Here is a 21708-nt window from a genome sequence, read left to right on the forward strand (position 1 = left end):
GAATACAGAAGAAACGCTAGAACATTCTTAAAAGATGAATCAAATAAACAAAAACAACGAATAGTAATGGGAGGCTAACTTGCGTTAATGACCGATACTAAATGATTTAACGAAGAAGGAGTTTGACTTATGAGTAATAAAGACTTGTTGTTTGAAAAAGTGACTTTAGGTAGTACATCAATAGACAATCGGGTAGGCGTAGCCCCAATGACACGTACGAGCGCCACGCCGGATGGGTATGTAACCGAACAAATGGTTTCGTATTATACATCATTTGCCCGTGGTGGGTTTGGGCTGATTATTACAGAAGGAATTTATCCGGATGATCAGTATAGTCAAGGATATTTGAATCAGCCTGGTATTGTCTACGAAGAACAAATAAAGGCATGGAAGAAAGTGGTGGATTCCGTTCACCGAGCTGGAGCTAGAATATTTGCGCAGCTCATGCACGCAGGGGCACTGTCACAAGGAAATCGTTTTGTGAATGAAACGATTGCGCCTTCTTCTGTTCAGCCAAAAGGAGAACAGATGGAGTTTTATGGAGGTAAAGGGCCATTCTCGATACCAAGAGAAGTGACAAAAGAAGACATAACAGAAGTGATCAAGGGGTTTGTCAATGCGGCTAAAAAAGCCAAAACAGCTGGTTTTGATGGGGTTGAAATTCATGGAGCGAATGGTTATTTATTAGATCAATTCCTAACAGATTACACCAATCATCGTACAGATGAATATGGCGGTTCTGCTGAAAATCGTGTGCGTTTACTGGTGGAAGTCTCAAAAGCTGTTCGGGAAGCTGTTGGACAGGATTTCACCGTTGGGATCCGAATTTCACAAGGGAAAGTGAATGACTACACACACAAATGGCAGGGTAAAGATAAGGATGCTGAAATAATCTTTGGTCAGTTAGGCCAAGCTGGTCTCGATTTTATCCATGTCACGGAATATGAAGCATGGCAACCAGCATTTCCGGAAGGGGAAGGGACGACTGCAACCGACTCAGCTTTTGGTGATGGTGGGTCCTCAATGGCTCGTTTAGCAAAAACATATAGTAACTTGCCCGTAATTGCCAATGGTCATCTTGAGGATCCTGCCAAGGCTAGAGAAATTATTGAAAAAGGGGAGGCGGATGTAATTACTTTAGGTAAAGGTGCTCTTGCGAACCATGACTGGGTAGAAAAAGTGAAAAACGGGGAGCGTTTAGCAGAGTTCCAGCCTGAGAAAGTATTAAGCCCGAATGCTAAAATTAAAGAATTTGAAACAGAAGAATTCGAATAAACGATAGACATCGGCTTTATTTAATATCCTTCCGATCCGCTTCGAACAAGATATGATGAAAATCAGGCGATTTTAAAAGAAAGAGCCTTTGCAGTTGGGACAGATAATCAGTCGAGATTCTTTAATTTCTGAGTTAATGGGTAAGAATGAGTGAAGGCGCATAAAAAGAAAAAAATAAGGGAGAGGAGAATAAGATGAACGAAATGTTTGACTTAAGTGGCAAAGCAGCCATCATTACAGGAGCTGGGAGAGGTATTGGAAGAACACTTGCTGAAGGTTTGGCTAACGCTGGAGCAGATGTTGTCCTAGTTGCTCGAACAGAAGAAGAAGTGAATAATGCGGCAAATGAAATATCTAAAAACACAGGTCGTAAAACACTAGCATTGGTTTGTGATGTTACTGATGCAGAGGCTGTGAATGATACCGTGAGCACGGCGTATGAGCATTTTGGACATCTTGATATTTTAGTTAATAATGCGGGGATTAGTGTCCGTGAAACAACATTTGATTTATCAGAAGAAAACTGGGATAAAGTCATGGACGTTAACTTTAAGTCAGTTTTCTTGATGTCCAAAGCCGTTGGAAGATATATGATGAAACAAAATTCAGGAAGAGTCATAAATGTAGCCTCAGTGGCATCTACATTGACGTTATCATCGGGAACACCATACGGACCAAGCAAAGCAGGTGTCGTTCAATTAACTCGCCAAATGGCAAATGAGTGGGCAACACAAGGAATTACGGTTAATGCGATAAGCCCTTGGTTTTTTAAAACATCATTAAATGCAAAAGCGTTAGAAAACGAGGAATTCCGAAGTCTATTAGAAAGCAGGACACCGATGAAACGCCTTGGTCAATTAGAAGAAGTTATTGCTCCTGTTGTCATGTTTTGTTCTGATCATGCAAGTTATATTACTGGTCAAAATCTTTTTATTGACGGTGGAGTAACTAATTATGCGTTTTAACACCAAAGAATGGCTAGGCGTGTTTTTATTATAGCGAAGTGAATGCTTATACACGAGAATTCTATCTATCGGTTGGACTAGCTGTTATCGAAATAATTGTGTATCAAAAAGGCTATAAGCAGGAACTGTATACATTATTTGACCGGTCGGTTATGTATATATTTTTTCTTGGGTTTCTAAAAAATTAAGACAAGCTTTAGTTAAAAACTCAGGATATCATTCCAAAGGGAAAGAGGATGTAAACCTTCTTTCCTGTTCCAATCATCAATTAATAAGAGTATGAGTTTGTGTTGACAATGTTTCAATTTTATCATATCTTATACATAACTAAATTAATCGGTATAGATGTTTATTTTTGCCCTTTTGGATCATTAGGTCTTTAGCATTCTTTTAATATTAACTTTTAATCTTGACGGGATGAAAAAGTATTCTAATATAAAAAGGGAAGAATAACATTAATCGATTTAATCTATAATCAACGAACTACATTAAAATCGTAACGATAATTCCTTTAGAGGAAATGAAAACATAGCATATAGAAAATGACCAATAATAAGGTAGCTCTTCAAAAAACTTCGGCTGAAGTTAGTTGAAGTGAAGCCGACAATTTTCAAGATTCAATGACTAACATCATCATTGAATCTTGAAGTTGTCGGTTTTTTTATTGGGAAAAAATAGAGAATAATAAAAGTTGTAATACATGATAGAAAAATATGATCTGATATAAAGGTCTTTTGAACAATATCAACATTTAAAAAGGGAGAAGTTAGAAATGTTCGTTTCGTCATCATTATTAACATTATTTTTTATGATGCTTATTGCTTCTGGGATAAGTGGACTAGTGTTTTTACATCCACGCGTACCTTTGAGTTATGTTCGCATTCATATTGGTATCTTGGCTTTGCCGCCGTTGGTTTCCTTAGTGATTCTTGCCAATCGCAGTGTGGGTGGAACTCTTGGCCCTTGGCACTTAGATTCCTTAGCTTGGTTAATGGCATTCTTTGTTTTGGCAATTGGTCTAATCATTCAGCGTTTTTCTGTACGTTACTTAATGGGGGATCGATCTTATCGAAAATATTTTCCGCTTTTCACTTTCACGACAGGTGCTGCTTCGATTGCATGGTTAAGTGGTGATCTTCGCTTGATGGTTATATGTTGGGGAGCAACTCTTGTCGGTTTAACCTTGCTTATACGGTTAAACAGTGCTTGGCAAGTGGCTGGTGAAGCGGCCAAGGTTTCTGGCCGATTATTTTTGTTAAGTTGGTTTTCGTTGTTTGTCGCGATGATCTGGCTTTTTCAAGTTACAGGCCAATGGCAGCTATCATTGGCTTTAACACATGATAGCTTAGCTCAGCTGGAGGTATGGGAGAGAACAGGGATTCAATTATTGATTGTATTAGCAGTGATCATTCCTGCGGCTCAATGGCCATTCCAAAGATGGTTAATTGAGTCTATTGTTGCTCCAACTCCTGTTTCTGCGATTATGCACGCTGGTTTAGTCAATGCAGGCGGGATTATACTAGCCCGATTTTCACCTCTATTTAATGGAGGTATAGCTTCGATTATTTTACTTTTGATTGCGGGCATCTCTGTGTTGATTGGAACTGGTATTAGTTTGGTTCAGGTTGACTATAAACGCCAGTTAGTAGGCTCCACGATTGGTCAAATGGGGTTTATGCTCATTCAGTGTGCATTAGGCGCCTATATCGCAGCCATTATTCATCTTATTTTACATGGTTTATTCAAAGCTACGTTGTTTTTACAAGCTGGTTCAGCAGTACGGTCTCATAAAATATCAAGTCGTGCTCATGAAGGAACATCCTATCTATGGATCATAGCTGGCTGGATTTTATCCTTAGTTATAGGTGTTTCTTTTTGGCTCACGGCTCCTGGTGAGGGGTATCGATTCATTAGTGCGCTAATCTTGGGGTGGTCATTGTCCGTTTCTTGGACTCAGCTCGTAGCTTTTGGAGAGGGGAGACTTGGCCGAATTGTAGGTTTAACATGTTTAGGAGGAGCAGCTCTCGTATATTTTATCATTCATCATCTCTTCTATGAGTGGTTGCATACAATTGCTTTTCAAAGTGTTCAGCCTCCAATGTCAGCTGTCATCATTGTCGTATCTCTCTTACTATTCGGCAGTGTTATGGGTACGTGGATTGCCCGTCATCGTTCTTCAGTTTTCTCCGCAGTTGTCTACCTTTGGTTAGTACGATTAGGTGAAGCAAAACCAAAGACAGTAGAGAGTCATCCAGACTACCTTAAACAATATTTATCATAAGGAGGTCATCAATGATGGGCATTACATCCGTATTAACGAAAGAAAATGTAAAAGAAATCGATCTTGATGTTCAAGAAAAAGATATTCGCGTTTTCATTGAATCCGCCAGCCGAGTGATTGCGCCGCTTTGGCCTATTTCTACCTTTGCTGCACGTAATCCTTGGATGGGTCTAGAAAACCAATCTTTTGATCAGATTGCAAGGTGGTTGAAAAATACTCGCGATGTTGATATATACCCAAGTGCATCTATGATCCGTTCAGCAAAGAATAAAGGTGAGATTGATGAAGATTTTGTGGAAATGGGGCTGCAGCGTTGGCTTGATTCACAATCCTTTAACATCCCGCGGGACGTGGCAGAACGATTTTGTCGAGCTGGATTAACATTAGACCCGCTGCCATCCGATCTTTTATCATCACACAAGCTGAAGGAATTGGAACATACATGTAGTGAACTGAATCGTATCGAGAATGTTTTTATGCAGCCAATCAGTTCAAATATAGAGAATCAAGAAGGTGAAAGGTTAGTCAATATACTAGATCATCATGTCATTAAGTGGTGTAAATTATATCTCGATGATTCTCAAGCAGGTTGGAAAATGCCTAATCGTGAGGAAGGTTTCTATCGTGCTTGGCAGCATCTCATTCAATATGATCCAGCACTTAGTAAAAAGCAGCGTGAGAGGTTGAAAGGTTTGCCGCAAGAGGCACATTTGGCTTTACAGGAAGCGTTATTTGCACTAGAAGTTCCGGAAGCAGACATCCAGACTTATCTTGAAGGCCATTTGCTTTCCTTGCCTGGATGGGCAGGAATGATGCTTTGGCGCTCCCAACAATCGAGCCATGAACATGCACTCCTAACAGAATATTTAGCGGTTCGAATATCCATGGAGTGGGCCCTTATACAGCCATATTTGCCTTTGGCTCATGAGCAAAAACAAATGTCGATTGCTCCCCTTTTAGCAGCTTGGATTCATTGGGGAGGCCTTACATTAGAGGAATGGTCTCAGATGTCGGACGCAGTACAAAACGAATATGTATCATTTGCCTATCGTTTTGATGAGAAACTTCGCAAGAAACTTTGGCTAGAAGCTTGGGAACACACACACACAGATCGATTAAGCCAGAAGATCATCTCGAAACAACGTAAAACCAAGGATGAAAAATCTGCATTGGCTCAATTGGCATTCTGCATCGATGTCCGATCAGAACCTTTTCGCCGCCACCTTGAAAAAGAAGGTCCGTTTGAAACGATTGGTATGGCTGGTTTCTTCGGGATGCCGATTGCAACTTGTGAACTTGGCAGCAAACACAGTCATGCCTCCTTGCCGGTCATCCTAAAACCGCAACATCAAATAAAAGAGTTCGCAGATGAAGATATACTCGAAAAATACAATCAACGCAAGCAGGCAGTTCATTCCGTAAGCGAGACATTTAAAAAGATGAAACAGAATGTACTGACGAGCTTACTTCTGCCTGAGCTAAGCGGGCCTTGGCTTAGTCTGCAAATGGTAGCGCGCAGCTTTGTGCCAAGCAGATCAGATCGTTTCATTCGTCATCTTCGTGAGACTTGGTTGCGCAAACCCGATACAACACTCTCGCTACATCATGAGTATGACACAGTGGCAGATATACCTGTTGGTTTTTCTGAAGAAGAAAAAGTGACCTATGCTCGCCAAGCTTTAAAAATGATGGGGTTAACGGAGAATATCGCACCATTGGTCGTGATATGCGGACATGGCAGTCAAAGTGCGAATAATCCTTATGCCGCGGCTCTTGACTGCGGTGCCTGCGGTGGAGCGGCCGGTGGATTCAATGCGCGAGTTTTAGCTGCTTTATGTAATCTTCCTGAGGTAAGAGAAGCTCTTGCAACTGAAGGAATGATCATTCCTGAAGATACGGTTTTTGCCGCCGCTGAACATCATACAACGGTGGATGAATTACATTGGCTTTATGTGCCAGAGCTTTCTGAAGCTGCTCAAGAAGCATTTGAACGTATCGAAGCTATTATGCCGACGGTGAGACATCGTGTAAATGCAGAACGTCTAGCCCAATTACCGAATGTCCAAGAAAGACTTAAAAACCCGAAGGCAGAGGCAAACCGATTTGCGGAGGATTGGAGTGAGATCCGTCCCGAATGGGGACTGGCTCGTAATGCCTCTTTTATTATCGGCCAACGTGAACTCACTCAGGATTGTGATTTGGAAGGAAGAGCCTTTCTTCATAATTATGATTGGAAGCAGGATGAAAGCGGTGAACTCCTAGCAAATATTATTGCAGGGCCTGGAACTGTGGCCCAATGGATTAATTTACAATATTACGCATCAACGGTAGCACCTCATTATTATGGAAGCGGAAATAAAGCCACTCAAACCGTTACTGCAGGTCTTGGCGTTATGCAGGGGAATGCAAGTGACTTATTAGCCGGACTGCCTTGGCAATCCGTTATGCAATCAGATCATGAGGCTTATCATTCTCCTCTTCGTTTGCTGATTGTCATTCAAGCACCTAGAGAACATGTAGAACGATTATTAAATAAAGACTCAGTATTTCTGCAAAAAGTTCAAAATGGATGGGTTCGACTGGCTAGTGTTGATCCAGAAGGGCATTGGGAAAACTGGTAACTTTTATATAAACAATGATCAGATAGATTTGGTGCTCAATATAAAATGATAAACATATAGAAGAGGTGTGCTGTATGAATGTAAATAAAAAAGTATTATGTTTGACAGACATTGAAAACGGCTTAGAGCCTATTTTACTAGAAGCGACGAACACTTCAGCAGGAAATATGCTGACTCTACAAAGCTATGGTGCCGCTATCTCACATCCTTATGGAGAAATCATGAGGTCTGTTATCATTGCCATTTATCAGGAAGATGTTGAAGAGATTTTTGTTGTAGGAACAAAAGATAAGAAATCTTCCACAGGCTATGTACGAACTCAACTTGAAATAATGAAAGATAAAATACAAACATTGGATTATCTTTTTCAACATTGCAAGCCTGAATTTTTTGGCGGTACCGTCGATGAATGGCTAGATGGAAATAGCAATGGCGCTATTGAAAAAAGTGTTGAAATCATTCGCAATCATCCACTAGTGCCGTCCTATGTGAAAGTGAGAGGTTTAATCGTGAATCCAAAGGATGGAACATCTTCAATTGTGGATGTTCCTGTGACCAAAACAGATCAAGTATACCCTGATCATTGCTTGTCACGATAAACGGAAGGGTTAACTTCTCAGTACTCATATATGAAAAAACAGTTTTAAGGAGAACGTATGGCCTCGAATGTAACTGATTTTGTAACCAAAACAATAGAGGAAATGAGTCCGTTTGATCGTGAAAATATGGAAGATATGAAAAAAATAATAAGAAAAGCAATTGATTATTATCATATGCAATCTTATGAAGAGGTTGAGGAAACCCATTTAGGAAGCATTCGATTTTTGCATATACACTCCATGATGGAAGAAAATATGTTATCCAAAATGGTAGTGGTCACAAGGAACGGAAAAACTGATTTGGTTATTGAAGATGTATATGAAGGATATGTTGTAAGAGAATATTAATGAGACGAAATCACAAAATAGAATATGCAATTTTTGTTGCTCAGGAGAGGTTTTATATATGAAAAAATCGAAAGGTTCTTTTGAATCAGAGATCAGTAAGTCCATTACTCAATGGGAAAAGGATTATCTTGGGCGAGGGTCTGTATCTGTTAAGACTGATATCTTGCGTGACATGATCATTGTTAATTTAAAAGGAATTTTAACACCGGCTGAATATGCAGTTTGTGAATCAAAAGAGGGGCTGTTATCTATCAAACAAACTCGTTCGGAGTTAGTTGAGTCTGGGGTAGAAGGCCTTAAGGATATTATCCTCACGATAACCGGAGAAGAAGTGAAAAGCTTTCATACTGATTTAAGCTCTCGGACAGGTGAACGGGTGATGGTGTTTAAATTATGTAATGATCTAGAGAAAAGTCTTTAAGATATAGAAATGGAAAGGTTCTAACCCCTTTGGTTATAATAGCCAAAGGGGTTTTTCATATGGTTATTTAATTGGAGGGAGGCTGCGAAATTGGTAAACATGTTATCAAGGTGAAAGCTGCTAGGCATACAAGCCACATATTGAGGTTTACCTTTAGTGGAAAGAGAAGTGTTGAAGTTTTAAATGTGGAGGTCCAATCCGGGGATGAGCGTTGCTTTTGGCGCTTTTATCAGTTCTAGGCAGTCGTTGAAAATGATCTGTTTATCAAGAAGAAAATGAACTGAATATCGCAGCATGATGTTGTGGAAAAGAATCGATAAAACCGACAGCCTTCTCAATGTCTTGCTTCTTGGAGAAGGCTCGTATCTGAAGTTCTCGTCTGTCTATTTTCCTAATTTGTCCGAGAAACTACATATTCCTTAATTAACTTCCACCTGTCACGTGGATTCATGATAAACCCTGATGCGATCGCTACAACCAGGTCATTCTCCGGAACACAGCAAATCACATTCCCGCCATCACCCAGAGCTGAGTATGAAAAAACACTGTCCTCATCACGAAGCCACCATAGATAACCATAGTGATTGGCGTTCATCTTTGTTGATTCGTCAATCCATGATCTTGGAATAATGCGTTGATTGTCCCAAGTACCATGATTCAAATAAAGATAACCAAACCGAGCCATATCCCGCGGAGTCAGCGTAAGCCCCCATCCTCCGGTTGAGTTTCCGTCCGGATCATTTACCCATCCCTTCACATCTTTTCCGAAAAGGTCGTCAAAGCCGAATGATTTCATTTCATAATGCGGAATTTCTTTCATGCCGATTGGTTTAAATAAGTGCTCGTTAGCAAATTCGCGGGCGCTCTTGCCTGTGGTGCGGGTGATGATGGCTGACAGCAGGTGTGCACCTGCGGTGGAGTATTTAAAAGTGCCGATTGTGCCTCCTTGGCCCAGCATATCGAGTGTATAGATGATCCAATCAGGCTGTACGCACATTTTGTCGAGCGGTTCGTGCCAGTCTTCAAATGGATAGGGAGCTGTCATTGTGAGGAGGTGGCGTATGGTGATGTTTTGTTTTTGTTGATTATAAGGATCAGGGACGTATTCCGGGAAAAAGTCGAGCACGTTTTGATCGACACTTTTGATATATCCTCCATGTATCGCAATTCCAATGAGAGCCGATATAATACTTTTGGTTACTGATGCTACATGATGCGTATCATTCGGGCCATAGCCATGATTATATCGCTCATAAGCGATGTATCCATTTTTCACAACCACCATACCGTTTATATTGCTGTATTCGGATTTGATTTTTAGGTCAAGCTCAGACAGTTTTTCAGCGTCTATGCCCAAGGCTGCCGGGGCTGCAGTTGGCCAGTCGTTTCTTTTCATGATAGTTACCTCTCTTTTTTCTTGATTGGAAAATACACTTCGGTCACAATATCCTCTGGCACAGGGGCTTGCTGGTGATCGGTTACATACACTTCATATGGTGATTGGGCTAATTCATAGCCCTCATCTTCGACCCACTCTCTCAGCTTAGCGTATATCGAGGTCAATTCTGCATAGGGGCCCTTTAATACAGACTTTGCACAAAGCCCACCGGGCAAATCTCTTGTTCCCTTTACCGTCTCCTCTATTGGAATCGCAAACTCTGTATCATTGCCGGCAGGGTTGAACTCAGGGCTGTGATAAATTGTCATGGGCGTGGCTAGTAGAGTGAGTTTTTCAACGGCAATTCTTTCATAGAGTCTGCTAAAATACTTCTCATATCCTAAGGCGTAGTCTTCACTGCTCAGCATTTGGCGTATGTAAAGGATGTTCCTTGTCTGGGTATCGGAAAGCTCTACTTCTATATCGTCAAACCATGACCTCATTGATTTGCCCATCTCTGCACGCAAAATATCTTGGTTCATTTTTGTAAGCGTATATTCATATGCACTTATTTTTGCGTGAACTTCTTGTCTTTTTCGCTGAAGGGCTAAACCAAGCATTTCTTCCGCCTGATCCTCTTCTGCATTGAGAATGGTTTTAATTTCCTCCAGAGAAAAATGATACGACTTGAAACGGTTAATCAAGAGCATTTCTTTCAGCTGCTTGATAGAATAATATCGATATCCACTTTCAGGATGAATGTCTTCGGGGTGAAGTAATCCGATTTCATCGTAGTATCGAAGTGTTTTTGTTGATACTTTGCATATCTTTGAAAATTCACCGATCGACAGCAAGCGATCACCTCCATGCTTTCAATGTACACCTTTCCGTAAGGGCAAAGTCAAATGTCAAAATAAAATCTTTCCAAAGTTAATCAGAAATTTATTTTCTTATCGTATCCTTTCCGTATCACGTGAAAGGAGCATCATATGAAAACATTATGGAACGTCCTAAAGATTGTTTTTGGCTGCTTGGCTGCTTTGGTTTTGCTTGTATCCGTCTCGGTATTTATATATCACCACTATCAATTAAATAAGGAAGCGGCACTGCTGAAAGGTAAAGGCACAGTAGTCGATGTTGATGGGAAAAAGATGAATGTGTATGAAGAGGGAAGCGGGAATGATACGTTTGTGTTTATGTCCGGCTCGGGGATTGCTGCGCCTGCTTATGAGATGAAAGGTTTGTACAGCAAATTTTCAAAAGAAAATAAGATTGCTGTTGTTGATCGGGCAGGTTATGGATACAGTGATGTGTCTAACGATGACAGAGATATTGATACGGTTCTGGAACAGACAAGGAAAGCGCTTATGAAAAGCGGGAATAAGCCTCCTTATATTTTAATGCCTCATTCCATATCCGGGATCGAGGCGATGTATTGGGCACAGAAATATCCTAAAGAAATCAAGGCCATTATTGCGATGGATATTGGCTTGCCTCAGCAGTATGTCACGTATAAGTTGAGCGGGATCAACAGACTGAAAGTGAGAGGATTCCATCTGTTAACGTCGATTGGTTTTCATCGATTTATGCCTTCCGCTGTATATAACCCTGAGGTGATTCGTCAGTCGTTTTTAACCGATAAAGAAAAAGAAATCTATAAAGCCATTAACCTTAAGCAATTTTTTAATGCTGATATGGAGCATGAGCTTTTACAGTCTTACCAAAACGGGAGCAAATCTGTGAATCTGCCGGCCCCAAAAGAAACTCCTGTCTTATTGTTAGATGCGGTCTCTGACCAAAATAGAAACTCAAAATATGCCATACAAAACAGAAAAGATTATGAGGCATTCGCGGCTCAATTCAATACAGCCGATATAAAGGAACTGAGGGGTACACACAGTATTTATTTATATCAGCCTGATCAAATATATAAACTTTCCATGGAGTTTATGAGAAAGGTTCGCTAGGATGAAGGGTTATCATATTTTAATCGTGGAAGACGATGTGATGATTGGCGGTCTGCTGCAAAAGATTTTGCAGCGTGAGGGCTATCATGTGATGTGGAAAACCGATGGAGCGGAAGTGCTTTCGGTCATACAGAAGGTGGATTTGGTCATTATGGATGTGATGCTGCCGGGTGAAGACGGGTATCAAATGTCTGCAAAAATCAAAAAGCTGGGACTGCGTATTCCGGTCATTTTTCTTTCGGCCCGCAATGACATGGACAGCAAACTCCAAGGGTTGAAAATCGGCGAGGATTATATGTTGAAGCCCTTTGATCCGAGAGAGCTGCTGTTGAGGATGCAGAATATGCTTGAGCATCATTATGGAACCTTTACGCAAATCAAGCACTTGTATATTAATGCTGAAACCAAAAAAGTGTTCAATGAAAGCCTGCATGAAGAGGTGTTGTTTACTGCGATTGAGCGGAAAATTTTCTTTTACTTATATGAAAATAGGGACAGCACCCTGACAAAGGAACATTTCTTTGAATATCTGTGGCAGCTCGAAGACAGAAACCCGAATATCGTCAATGTGCACATTAAAAAAATCAGAGCCAAAATCAACGATCAAGCGGGTGAAATTATTGAAAATATATATGGAGAAGGGTATCGGCTGAATACCATTGTGAGGAAATGAAGTTAAAGACAAAATATATGTTGTTATTATGTACGGCTGTCATTAGTGTGCCGGTGCTATTGCTGGCGGTTAGTATTTTGATGTCTGTCATTTATGACAACGTGTTTAAATCAATGAATCACGGTATACCTTTTCATAGGTCGTTTGCGTATCCGGCAATGCTCATTGTATTTTTGTTATCACTCTTATTGTTAGCTTTTTTATTTTCGAAGTCAATTCATTCTCTGCTGCATAAAATCAATCTATTACATCATACCATTCGGCATCTGGCGAGTGATCAAAAGGTGCCGGATAAAATAGAAGTGAAACACGTTGATGAAATCGGGGAGCTGATCAAGTCTGTCAATTTGTTAATTGAACGGACGACATATCGTGAACTGGAACTGAAACAGCAGGAGGAAATCAAAAAGGAGCTTTTGCAAAAACTGCGTCATGACATTAACACACCTTTAACAGCTCTCAGGCTGCAGTTGTTTTATTTGGAAGGCCAGTATCATGATCAGGCCGTATTCGAATCGTTGTATCAGCAAATCGAATATATCTCGGAATTAACCAATGAATTCAATCTATATTCCGCCGAGACGCTAGAAAGTTCTTATATCGTAAATGAAGAAGTGCGTCTTAACGAGCTGTTAGAAACAGCGGTGAAAAAGTGGGATTATTTATATAGTGTGAATGGGATTGAATTGCGCTTTAAACCGGCAGATCAAGATGTGATATGGATGAGCAACGTGTTATGGATGCAAAGGCTGTTTGATAATATTTTTCAAAATACGTTAAAGCATTCAAAAGCTAAAAAAATGGAAGTCATGATTGAAAATGGCACTGTTTCTATTCGCGATGATGGTATTGGATTTGATCAGAATGAGAACAGTGAGGGGCTTGGGTTAAAGATTATTGAGGATATATGCAGGCTGCTCGCGATGACTTATGTGCTGCAGACAAATGAGAATGGAACGGGATTCTTGTTTTCAAAAGAGTGACCCCGCTGAAGTTTTTCTTTCTCCTATTAACTATATATAATAGGAGAAAGAAAAGGGGTGATCAGCATATGTTTAAAAAAATCATTAAAACGATCAAGCGCCTCTCAAGCAGCTCGAGTGATCGCTATCGCAGACATCGGCATTACAGCAGCAGCCGGCGCAGATATCACCGCAGCTACAGCAGCAGCTCAGGCAAAAGAAGACACTACGATCGATATGGCGGCAGTCATCGCTACAAGCGCCGGAGCTACAGCAGCAGTTAATCTCAAAAAAGTTCTTGTTCCGTCTTGGGACAAGGGTTTTTTTATGAGACCGATTGAATGGCGCGGTTTAGGTCTTCGCGAATGAGAGCGGTGTGCAGGTACTCTTCATCAATGCCCAATAATTTTTTCAGCAGCAAGGTTACTTCTTTTGTCAGCGTTAGTTCCTCCAGCCAAGTGCCGTTTTTCTTCTTTTTTCCTTTATATTGAGAGTACAGCAGGAACAATAGCGTTTCTCCTAGATCGAAGAAGTCATCCTGTTTTCTCACCTGTGCCTCCTCCGTTTCTTCGGGAGTCAATTGCTTTGCAAGGCCGAAATCGATGAGGCTGAGCTTGCCTTGATTGATGATGATATTAGGCGTTCTGATGTCACTGTGAAAAATCAGGCGCGCATGCAAGTATTCTACAATCTCAAGCAGCTGCGAAATCAGCTGTAAAGCCATGAGCTCTGTAAACGGCTGTTTTTGAAAAAACAATAACTCTTCTATATTTTCTCCCTCGATGAACTGCATGACAAAATAAGCCTGTCCGTCTATGATGAAATCTTCTATAAAGGCTGGAATGTGCGGGTGGTGAATGCTTTTGAGCAGCTTCATTTCCTGCTGGAACCGGGCTCTTTCTTTTTCCTTTATCGCTTTTGTCTGCCGCAGCTGTTTTAAGACATAGGGTGTTTGCGTACGGACATCGGTGCACAAATAAACTAGGCCATACCCGCCCATGCCGAGGCATTCTTCGATTTTGTATTGGTTGTTCAGGATCACGCCGTCCTTTAGAGGGCGGTCAAATAACAGTTTTTTCAGCTGTTTTAATGCCATGTCTGCACTTCCCTTGGTTGTACTGACTATAGTTTACCTTTTAGGCTAAGAATAAAAAAGAGCCGGCTCAAGGAATTTGAACCAGCTCAGTATGAATTAAAATTGCTTTGTGACATCGTATTCATAATCTATTTTTGCTTTGACATTACTCATCGTCGATCTGGCTGTCGCTAAAGTATTATATTTAAAACTCCATACTTTTGCGACACTGAGTTGATCTGACAATGATATATCATAAGACCCTGACGTCGAGCTGTTTACAAGAGCACGGCGCCATTCGTTGTTTTCGCTTGTCATGATCAGATGGCGTGTATTTCCCTGGCTTGGTGTTTGAGTGGCTGTTGTTTGTACTCTAGTGACAATGGCATCGCGTGGTATTCCGGCTTGGTTTGTTAAATCAACCTTGATCACGCTGGAGTCAGAACCTGAGGGGCTAAGGGCAGTGTTTCCTTTATTTTCAGCAACGCCGCTGAATGGGAACGTTCCGCTGCCGGATTTGATTCGATTTTCAATTGAAAGTGTGAAATACATGTTCCCGGTATAGGAGCCGCGTGACACTTTTACATAGAAGGTATCCGTCGTGTTTTGGGCGTCAGCATTGGCATAAATAAAAGAAGAGTACGTATTAGGATTAATGACTTCAGTGCCTTGTGAAACAGGTACTCTGTTTCTATCGTAAATTTCAATTTTCATCCCTGTGTACGCGCTTTGATATGTACTTCTCACATAGACTTTTTCTCCCTTATTAGCTGTAAACGTGAAATAGGCTTCATCCTGCCCAGCTTCCAAAATTGTTGTATCGATATTCTTATATTTCCAATAACCGATTGGCGCTGCGGTATCGAATGAATTGTTTCCTGTAATCGCAGTAACCCCGGCGGCTGATGCCGAATAAGTAAAGGTGAATAAGACAGACAGTATCAACGCGAATGAGATAAGCCATTTTTTTGTCATACAAACAACCTCCTTTTATTTCCATCATACATAATAATGTTCACTGTGTAAATAAATGTTTTTATAGGTTAATATATACATTGGGTTTGCCGATAAAAAAGAGTAAGAGAAAATTGTTCAGGAGGGAATCCAATGCGTCTGAATCGGCAATTTATCCGCACACAGCTGATGGCACAGAACATATTGAATAGGAATGTGGCTGGTACACGCGAGAATACGTCTGAAAAAACAGCAGCGGTGCTGGAGAAGGCATACAGCAGGCTCGAGTCACGATCTTATAATGAGGGGATTAATCAGATTAATTATTCGAAAACCAGTGTGGCGGGAAACAGCGGGACTTTCAGCAAAGTGTATCGATCAGCGAATGAACGAACAGTGAGGGACACAGGGGAGGAAACAGTGATTCAATCCAATAACCCCTATGAGTCTGAGAGTGATATCAGAATCAAGATACTAGATGAAAAATACAGCAGGATCAATGCGATTAACAAAATGAAGTCTGATCCATTAGGCTATATCAAGGATAAGTACCAAAATGCAAAGTCTCCTTATTTCAGAAGTGATCTGTCTGCTGCGGAAAGACAGGCTGCTTATGATAATGAAACAGAATGGCTATTCAAAGGGAAGGCGCAAAACTATAACTTGCAGGATGCCGCATTTCGCCATGTCACGTTTCATGGAGAAGTGGAGGATGAGAATGCAAAGGTGTATCAGCGAAGCCAGGTTAACCAGCAGCTGCAAGTGCTGTTGAACCGAAACCATATTCACATTCCGCAGGGGACAGAGCTGACGTTTACGATTACGCCGATTGACTATAAGGTCCAGGTGAGCGGGACAGACGATCAGGCACTGATTGAGCAAATTGAGCAAGTGCTGCAATCTGGAGACAACAGCAAAGAGCTATTTTTACATATCATGAAAAGCCTAAGCAGTGATTCAACACAATTTTCCGAAGAGGCATATCAAAAGTATCAAGCTGCTCGTGAGATGTACGATGTCACAGGCTATCGGTTGAAGGATTTAGAAGTGATAGACGGGCGGTACATAACACCTGATGGACGTGACGTAATAGACGTTTATAAAGAAGAGCTTGAAAAAGATCCTGTCCAAAAACAAACGGCTCCCTATGCTATATCCCACTATCGTTTGGCGCTTAGTAAACTGGCGGAAGCCGGGTATGATGCCATCCCGGATTTCATCCTTTCAATTGATTACAGCAATGGATCTTTGAGAGATGCAGGGCAAAGCAAGAGCTATGGCACCGGAGATACCGAGTGGCTTGAAATATTAAAGCGTCAAACGGGCGTGCATTATTAGGTGAGCTGTTCATTGGGAACAGCTCTTTTTTTATGAAAAGAAAAGGAATTATAAAATTCAAATAATTTAATTATATTTATATAAAAAAATTAAAATGAAGTGTTGATGAAAAACTCTGACTAAAAGTGTTTGCCTGAAAAAAACAATTGTATTTTCCAGAGAAATTTATTATGATGAAATAAGTAATTTTAGAGATTATATAACAATATTCCGTTTGAATTTTCAGATTGTTACAGAGGGAGATTTCGAGAATTTTATTAAGAGGAGGAAGAGAAGTGGCAAATCAAGAATTAAAGAGGGGATTAGGCGCTCGTCACATTCAAATGATCGCCTTGGGCGGCACGATTGGTGTTGGCTTGTTTATGGGTTCTGCCAGCACGATTTCATGGACTGGGCCGTCTGTCCTTTTGGCTTATGCAATATGTGGGATTTTTATCTTTTTTATCATGCGCGCGATGGGTGAAATGCTGTATGTCGAACCGAGCACGGGTTCTTTTGCAACATTCGGCCATAACTATATTCATCCGCTGGCAGGTTATATGACAGCATGGAGCAACTGGTTTCAGTGGGTTATCGTCGGCATGTCAGAAATTATCGCTGTCGGTTCCTACATGAAGTATTGGTTCCCGGATTTGCCCGCTTGGATACCTGGTATCGTGGCAATGGTGATTCTCGGTGCGGCGAATTTAATTTCTGTTAAGTCATTTGGCGAGTTTGAGTTTTGGTTTGCGATGATTAAAATCGTGACGATTATTTTGATGATTATTGCGGGAATCGGGATTATTTTCTTCGGATTCGGCAACGGCGGAGATCCGATCGGATTGTCGAATCTGTGGTCCCACGGAGGATTCTTTACTAACGGCTTCTCTGGCTTCTTCTTTGCGCTTTCTCTTGTTATTGCGGCTTATCAAGGGGTTGAGCTGATCGGGATTACAGCCGGTGAAGCAAAAGACCCGAAAAACACGCTAAGAAGTGCGATTCAAAGTATTATTTGGCGCATTTTGATTTTCTATATTGGTGCTATTTTTGTGATTGTGACAGTGTATCCTTGGGATGAGCTCAATTCACTTGGAAGTCCGTTCGTGTCTACGTTCGCGAAAATTGGTGTTACAGCAGCTGCCGGCATTATTAACTTTGTCGTGATTACAGCGGCAATGTCCGGCTGTAATAGCGGTATTTTCAGTGCAGGACGCATGCTTTATACACTGGGGGTAAATGGACAAGCACCAAAATTCTTTACGAAGATTTCACGCAATGGGGTGCCGCTCTACGGCACAATTGCTGTAATGATCGGTTTGGCTGTTGGTGTTGTGCTGAACTATATCGCGCCGCCGAAGATTTTTGTATATGTTTACAGCGCCAGCGTGCTGCCTGGTATGATTCCATGGTTTGTCATCTTGATCAGCCACATCGGATTCAGAAAAGCGAAGGGCGCTGCATTAGATAAACATCCATTCAAAATGCCGTTTGCGCCTTTCACAAACTATGTGACGATTGCTTTCTTGCTGATGGTTCTTGTCGGCATGTGGTTCAATGATGATACTCGTATCTCTCTGGTTGTCGGTGTGATTTTCTTAGCGCTTGTGGTCATTAGTTATTATGTGTTTGGGATTGGCAAGCGTTCGCAGGCCAATTTGGCAAAAAGCGATCAATCGGTTGAATAACATGGAAAAAGAGACATTCACGGATGTCTCTTTTTTTATTTTTGGCGTATGGAATTTTCCTGTTTCCGCAAGCTATAGGGTAAAGATAGCGGAAGGAAAGGTGTTCATAACATGGATGTTACACTCGGTTATTTGCGTGAATCACTTTCGAACCACCTTGAAAATGAAGTCTGCCAGCGGATTTGCAAGAAGATGCTGGCGAAGCGTTATGTGAATGAAGAGGAATTTGTAAAAGATTTGGATGACAATGAAATGTCTTTTTTGAACCATGTATTAGAAAAAGAAATTAAGTATGCGCAGAATGAACAGGATCAAAAACGGGCCAAGGAATTAAACGAGGTGTATGAATTACTGCTTTGAAAGGCGGGTAAGAAATGGGAGCAATTGAACGAAACGGATATACATTTCAGCCGGAGTTTAGTGTTATCCGACAAAACGGAGCCATCCATGTATACCATCAAGGCGAATTTGTGGAAGAAATTGAATTTGAATGTAACGGAGAATATCCAGATCACGATTTGATTGAAGAGCTTGTGAATCATTATTGTTTCGAGCATGAGATTTAGAGCCCTGCCCATTATGCAGGGCTCCTTTCATTTAGGATGTGATCAGGCCGTATTTTTTCAGGATATTCACTGTAATGTTTTTGGCTTTTGTGCCGGAATCATCGACATTGGTGACAAAAATATACGAACCATGCTCTGTTTTGATGAATCCGACAAACCAGCCTAATCCCATATCTGTCAAGCGGGTTCCGGTTTTCCCAAAGAGCGTGTAATGATCTCCTTCCTCTTGAATCATCATGCGCTTGACGGTTTTCATCACTGATTGATCAAAGGGAAGTGTCTCATGAAAAAGTTTCTTCACAAAGGCTTCTTGTTCCAGCGGAGAAATTGCAAGCGAGCTCTGCAGCCAAAATTGGTCGATGCCGCCGCTGATATCCTCGTTGCCGTACGACAAAGTATGGAGCCAGACCTTCATCCTTTTTTCGCCGATATCCCTCGCCAGTTCCTGATAATACCAGATTGCCGATTCACGCATGGCCGATCCAAGCGTGTGGTCGCGGTTCCATGAATCGAACTCACGCTTGACCCCGTCCCACCGTTTGACATCGTATTCATCTCGAACAGCTTTTACTTGCAAACCGATTAAGGCATTTACGACCTTGAAGGTGGACTGCGGAGTTTGTCTTTTGTTTGCACGTTTTCTGTTGTATATAAAGGTCTTGTCCTTTTGCACATCGTGAAGAATGAAGGTTCCATCCGTATCTTTGAATTCGTTATCGACTTTCATTTGGCTGACATTCAGATGCTTTTCATGGGCAGACGATGATGCGTAAACGGAAAAACCGACGATCCCTGCAATACTCAGCACAAGCACAACATATGTCCATTTCTTCATTTGGTTCTCCCCTTTGCTTTGGTCAATTATCTTTTCTCTATTTCTTTTGTACTTCCTTTTAAAAGAATGCGTAAATTTGGTTTTGAAAACAAATACTGTAATTGGGTTTATCTGCGGGTGATAACGTGAAAAAAGAGGGTAAAAAGGAAGGCAGGGTTGCAGGATGAATGAGCATATTCCACATGACAAAAGCCTTGATAACAGTCTGGCTTTGATGCGGGAAGGATATTTGTTTATAAAGAACAGAAAAGAGCATTACCAGTCGGGTTTGTTTCAGGCACGTTTGCTTGGAAAAACATTTATTTGTATGAGCGGCGCGGAGGCCGCGAAGGTATTCTATGATACGGAGCGATTTCAGCGGCAGGGGGCTCTCCCGAAACGAGTGCAGAAATCGCTGTTTGGGGTGAATGCGATCCAGACAATGGATGGTGAAGCTCATCTTCATCGGAAGCTGCTTTTTCTGTCATTAATGACGCCGCCGCATCAAAAGCGTTTGGCTGAACTGATGACAGAGGAGTGGGAAGCGGCAGTCACAAGATGGGAGAAGGCAGATCAGGTTGTGTTATTTGAGGAAGCAAAAGAAATCCTGTGCAGGGTGGCGTGCTATTGGGCAGGTGTTCCGCTGAAGGAAACGGAAGTGAAAGAGAGAGCGGATGATTTCATCGATATGGTTGACGCGTTTGGTGCCGTGGGGCCGAGGCATTGGAAGGGAAGAAGAGCGAGGCCGCGTGCGGAAGAGTGGATTGAAAGAATGATTGAAGATGTTCGTGCCGGCTTGTTGAAGACACCTGCCGGAACAGCGCTGCATGAAATGGCGTTTCACACGCAAGAAGATGGCAACCAGCTGGATTCCAGGATGGCCGCCATCGAGCTGATTAATGTACTGCGGCCGATTGTTGCGATTTCTTACTTTCTTGTGTTTTCAGCTTTGGCGCTTCATGAGAATCCTGCGTATAGAGAATGGCTGCGTTCTGGAAGCAGCCGGGAAAGAGAAATGTTTGTGCAGGAGGTCCGCCGATATTACCCATTTGGCCCGTTTTTAGGGGCGCTTGTTAAAAAGGATTTTGAATGGAATAACTGTCAGTTTAAGAAGGGTACATCGGTATTGCTTGATGTATATGGAACGAATCACGATCCCCGCTTATGGGACAATCCTGATGAATTTCGGCCTGAACGATTTGAGGAGCGCGAGGAAAATCCGTTTGATTTGATTCCCCAAGGCGGGGGCCACGCGGAGAAAGGCCATCGCTGTCCAGGGGAAGGGATAACAATTGAAGTCATGAAAGCAAGCCTGGATTTTCTTGTGAATAAGGTAGAATACAACGTCCCGGAACAATCGCTGCATTACAGTCTTGCCAGAATGCCATCATTGCCTGAAAGCGGATTTGTGATGAGCGGAATCAGACGGAAAGGGTAAATGCAAAAGCTCTCTTCCTTATCGAAGAGAGCTTTTAGATTACTTCTTTTTTTCATCATAATATTGGACGGGGTACATGGAGCCTTCGGATACCATTTTATTGTCCTCAATATCTTGCGGGTGCGGGTGGCCGGCTTTATCGACTGGGAACTTTTCCATTTCAGGTTGTTTTGTCATTTTCATTTTCATGCTGTGAATGAATTCTCGTGCTTTTTGGCGATTTGACGGGTCTTTTAATAGATAAGAAGTGATGCCGACAGTTGAAACAGCGAGACCTGAAAGTAACAGCTTTTGTTTCATGGTGATACTCCTTTCTATTGTAAGAGTAGTGTTTCCTATATCATTCCCGTTCTCATGATCACTAAACCT

Annotated in this window: 21 protein-coding genes and 1 pseudogene; 16 read left to right on the forward strand and 6 right to left on the reverse strand. The window is 41.6% G+C overall.

Annotated elements, in window-relative coordinates:
- Positions 1-129: 129 nt before the first annotated feature.
- From M1D98_RS01170 to M1D98_RS01200, 7 genes are all read left to right on the forward strand, one after another.
- Positions 130-1275, forward strand: a complete 1146-nt coding sequence (locus M1D98_RS01170) for an NADH:flavin oxidoreductase (protein WP_456279912.1) — start codon at positions 130-132, stop codon at positions 1273-1275.
- 194 nt (positions 1276-1469) lie between these two features.
- Positions 1470-2240, forward strand: coding sequence for an SDR family NAD(P)-dependent oxidoreductase (locus M1D98_RS01175; protein WP_010331469.1), 771 nt, complete (start codon positions 1470-1472; stop codon positions 2238-2240).
- 772 nt (positions 2241-3012) lie between these two features.
- Positions 3013-4521 (forward strand): NADH dehydrogenase subunit 5, encoded by a 1509-nt coding sequence (locus tag M1D98_RS01180; protein ID WP_456279913.1) that lies wholly within the window; start codon positions 3013-3015, stop codon positions 4519-4521.
- Positions 4522-4535: 14 nt separating this feature from the next.
- Positions 4536-7142, forward strand: a complete 2607-nt coding sequence (locus tag M1D98_RS01185) for a DUF2309 domain-containing protein (RefSeq protein ID WP_268522060.1) — start codon at positions 4536-4538, stop codon at positions 7140-7142.
- Positions 7143-7216: 74 nt separating this feature from the next.
- A complete protein-coding gene (locus tag M1D98_RS01190) occupies positions 7217-7741 on the forward strand; it encodes a carbonic anhydrase (protein ID WP_121641748.1) in 525 nt (174 codons plus the stop codon).
- A gap of 57 nt (positions 7742-7798) precedes the next feature.
- The gene (locus tag M1D98_RS01195) at positions 7799-8089 is read left to right on the forward strand and encodes a DUF6407 family protein (RefSeq protein ID WP_010331465.1); all 291 of its coding nucleotides are present in this window, start codon (positions 7799-7801) and stop codon (positions 8087-8089) included.
- A gap of 58 nt (positions 8090-8147) precedes the next feature.
- Positions 8148-8510 carry a DUF2294 domain-containing protein gene (locus tag M1D98_RS01200; RefSeq protein ID WP_010331464.1) on the forward strand — a complete coding sequence of 121 codons (363 nt, stop codon included), beginning with the start codon at positions 8148-8150 and terminating at the stop codon, positions 8508-8510.
- 391 nt (positions 8511-8901) lie between these two features.
- Here the strand turns inward: M1D98_RS01200 and M1D98_RS01205 are convergent, their stop codons facing one another.
- On the reverse strand, positions 8902-9906 hold the full coding sequence (locus M1D98_RS01205; RefSeq protein WP_010331463.1) for a serine hydrolase domain-containing protein: 1005 nt from the start codon (positions 9904-9906) through the stop codon (positions 8902-8904).
- A gap of 5 nt (positions 9907-9911) precedes the next feature.
- Entirely contained in the window at positions 9912-10742 is an 831-nt protein-coding gene (locus tag M1D98_RS01210; protein ID WP_121641749.1) for a MerR family transcriptional regulator, read from the reverse strand.
- Positions 10743-10877: 135 nt separating this feature from the next.
- Between M1D98_RS01210 and M1D98_RS01215 the strand changes: the two genes are divergently transcribed.
- From M1D98_RS01215 to M1D98_RS01230, 4 genes and pseudogenes are all read left to right on the forward strand, one after another.
- Positions 10878-11855, forward strand: a complete 978-nt coding sequence (locus M1D98_RS01215) for an alpha/beta fold hydrolase (protein ID WP_435576911.1) — start codon at positions 10878-10880, stop codon at positions 11853-11855.
- 1 nt (position 11856) lies between these two features.
- On the forward strand, positions 11857-12528 hold the full coding sequence (locus M1D98_RS01220) for a response regulator transcription factor (protein WP_456279914.1): 672 nt from the start codon (positions 11857-11859) through the stop codon (positions 12526-12528).
- The gene (locus M1D98_RS01225; protein ID WP_205600458.1) at positions 12525-13511 is read left to right on the forward strand and encodes a sensor histidine kinase; all 987 of its coding nucleotides are present in this window, start codon (positions 12525-12527) and stop codon (positions 13509-13511) included. The genes M1D98_RS01220 and M1D98_RS01225 overlap by 4 nt, the downstream gene beginning before the upstream one ends.
- Before the next feature lie 57 nt (positions 13512-13568).
- Positions 13569-13831 (forward strand): annotated as a pseudogene (locus M1D98_RS01230) (hypothetical protein).
- On the opposite strand, the gene M1D98_RS01235 reads toward M1D98_RS01230, so the two are convergent.
- Both M1D98_RS01235 and M1D98_RS01240 read right to left on the reverse strand, forming a co-directional pair.
- Positions 13816-14586, reverse strand: coding sequence for a serine/threonine protein kinase (locus tag M1D98_RS01235; protein ID WP_268522039.1), 771 nt, complete (start codon positions 14584-14586; stop codon positions 13816-13818). The pseudogene M1D98_RS01230 and the gene M1D98_RS01235 overlap by 16 nt on opposite strands.
- Before the next feature lie 96 nt (positions 14587-14682).
- A complete protein-coding gene (locus tag M1D98_RS01240) occupies positions 14683-15540 on the reverse strand; it encodes a hypothetical protein (protein ID WP_039075999.1) in 858 nt (285 codons plus the stop codon).
- A gap of 132 nt (positions 15541-15672) precedes the next feature.
- Between M1D98_RS01240 and M1D98_RS01245 the strand changes: the two genes are divergently transcribed.
- The 4 genes from M1D98_RS01245 to M1D98_RS01260 all read left to right on the forward strand — a co-directional run bounded on the left by M1D98_RS01245 (position 15673) and on the right by M1D98_RS01260 (position 19087).
- The gene (locus tag M1D98_RS01245) at positions 15673-16857 is read left to right on the forward strand and encodes a DUF4885 domain-containing protein (RefSeq protein WP_456279915.1); all 1185 of its coding nucleotides are present in this window, start codon (positions 15673-15675) and stop codon (positions 16855-16857) included.
- Positions 16858-17132: 275 nt separating this feature from the next.
- Positions 17133-18521 carry an amino acid permease gene (locus M1D98_RS01250; RefSeq protein WP_010331454.1) on the forward strand — a complete coding sequence of 463 codons (1389 nt, stop codon included), beginning with the start codon at positions 17133-17135 and terminating at the stop codon, positions 18519-18521.
- Positions 18522-18632: 111 nt separating this feature from the next.
- The gene (gene csgA, locus M1D98_RS01255; protein WP_003241413.1) at positions 18633-18881 is read left to right on the forward strand and encodes a sigma-G-dependent sporulation-specific acid-soluble spore protein CsgA; all 249 of its coding nucleotides are present in this window, start codon (positions 18633-18635) and stop codon (positions 18879-18881) included.
- 14 nt (positions 18882-18895) lie between these two features.
- Complete coding sequence (locus tag M1D98_RS01260) at positions 18896-19087, forward strand: YbxH family protein (RefSeq protein WP_121641755.1); 192 nt, start codon at positions 18896-18898, stop codon at positions 19085-19087.
- Positions 19088-19118: 31 nt separating this feature from the next.
- Here M1D98_RS01260 and blaOXA read toward each other — a convergent pair whose 3' ends face one another.
- Positions 19119-19922, reverse strand: a complete 804-nt coding sequence (gene blaOXA, locus M1D98_RS01265) for a class D beta-lactamase (RefSeq protein ID WP_121641756.1) — start codon at positions 19920-19922, stop codon at positions 19119-19121.
- A 163-nt stretch (positions 19923-20085) separates the two neighbouring features.
- Between blaOXA and M1D98_RS01270 the strand changes: the two genes are divergently transcribed.
- Positions 20086-21339 carry a cytochrome P450 gene (locus M1D98_RS01270; protein WP_121641757.1) on the forward strand — a complete coding sequence of 418 codons (1254 nt, stop codon included), beginning with the start codon at positions 20086-20088 and terminating at the stop codon, positions 21337-21339.
- 39 nt (positions 21340-21378) lie between these two features.
- Here the strand turns inward: M1D98_RS01270 and M1D98_RS01275 are convergent, their stop codons facing one another.
- Entirely contained in the window at positions 21379-21639 is a 261-nt protein-coding gene (locus M1D98_RS01275; RefSeq protein ID WP_039075993.1) for a hypothetical protein, read from the reverse strand.
- Positions 21640-21708: the final 69 nt, after the last annotated feature.

The organism is Bacillus sp. K7 (assembly GCF_053903245.1).

Coding starts and splice junctions, on each gene's coding strand:
- blaOXA (WP_121641756.1), bottom strand. CDS start 19,922: ATGAAGAAATGGACATATGTTGTGCTTGTGCTGAGTATTGCAGGGATC.
- M1D98_RS01200 (WP_010331464.1), top strand. CDS start 8,148: ATGAAAAAATCGAAAGGTTCTTTTGAATCAGAGATCAGTAAGTCCATT.
- M1D98_RS01220 (WP_456279914.1), top strand. CDS start 11,857: ATGAAGGGTTATCATATTTTAATCGTGGAAGACGATGTGATGATTGGC.
- M1D98_RS01185 (WP_268522060.1), top strand. CDS start 4,536: ATGGGCATTACATCCGTATTAACGAAAGAAAATGTAAAAGAAATCGAT.
- M1D98_RS01245 (WP_456279915.1), top strand. CDS start 15,673: ATGCGTCTGAATCGGCAATTTATCCGCACACAGCTGATGGCACAGAAC.
- M1D98_RS01225 (WP_205600458.1), top strand. CDS start 12,525: ATGAAGTTAAAGACAAAATATATGTTGTTATTATGTACGGCTGTCATT.
- M1D98_RS01175 (WP_010331469.1), top strand. CDS start 1,470: ATGAACGAAATGTTTGACTTAAGTGGCAAAGCAGCCATCATTACAGGA.
- M1D98_RS01180 (WP_456279913.1), top strand. CDS start 3,013: ATGTTCGTTTCGTCATCATTATTAACATTATTTTTTATGATGCTTATT.
- M1D98_RS01260 (WP_121641755.1), top strand. CDS start 18,896: ATGGGAGCAATTGAACGAAACGGATATACATTTCAGCCGGAGTTTAGT.
- M1D98_RS01270 (WP_121641757.1), top strand. CDS start 20,086: ATGAATGAGCATATTCCACATGACAAAAGCCTTGATAACAGTCTGGCT.
- M1D98_RS01205 (WP_010331463.1), bottom strand. CDS start 9,906: ATGAAAAGAAACGACTGGCCAACTGCAGCCCCGGCAGCCTTGGGCATA.
- M1D98_RS01235 (WP_268522039.1), bottom strand. CDS start 14,586: ATGGCATTAAAACAGCTGAAAAAACTGTTATTTGACCGCCCTCTAAAG.
- M1D98_RS01275 (WP_039075993.1), bottom strand. CDS start 21,639: ATGAAACAAAAGCTGTTACTTTCAGGTCTCGCTGTTTCAACTGTCGGC.
- M1D98_RS01240 (WP_039075999.1), bottom strand. CDS start 15,540: ATGACAAAAAAATGGCTTATCTCATTCGCGTTGATACTGTCTGTCTTA.
- M1D98_RS01215 (WP_435576911.1), top strand. CDS start 10,878: ATGAAAACATTATGGAACGTCCTAAAGATTGTTTTTGGCTGCTTGGCT.
- M1D98_RS01195 (WP_010331465.1), top strand. CDS start 7,799: ATGGCCTCGAATGTAACTGATTTTGTAACCAAAACAATAGAGGAAATG.
- M1D98_RS01170 (WP_456279912.1), top strand. CDS start 130: ATGAGTAATAAAGACTTGTTGTTTGAAAAAGTGACTTTAGGTAGTACA.
- csgA (WP_003241413.1), top strand. CDS start 18,633: ATGGATGTTACACTCGGTTATTTGCGTGAATCACTTTCGAACCACCTT.
- M1D98_RS01190 (WP_121641748.1), top strand. CDS start 7,217: ATGAATGTAAATAAAAAAGTATTATGTTTGACAGACATTGAAAACGGC.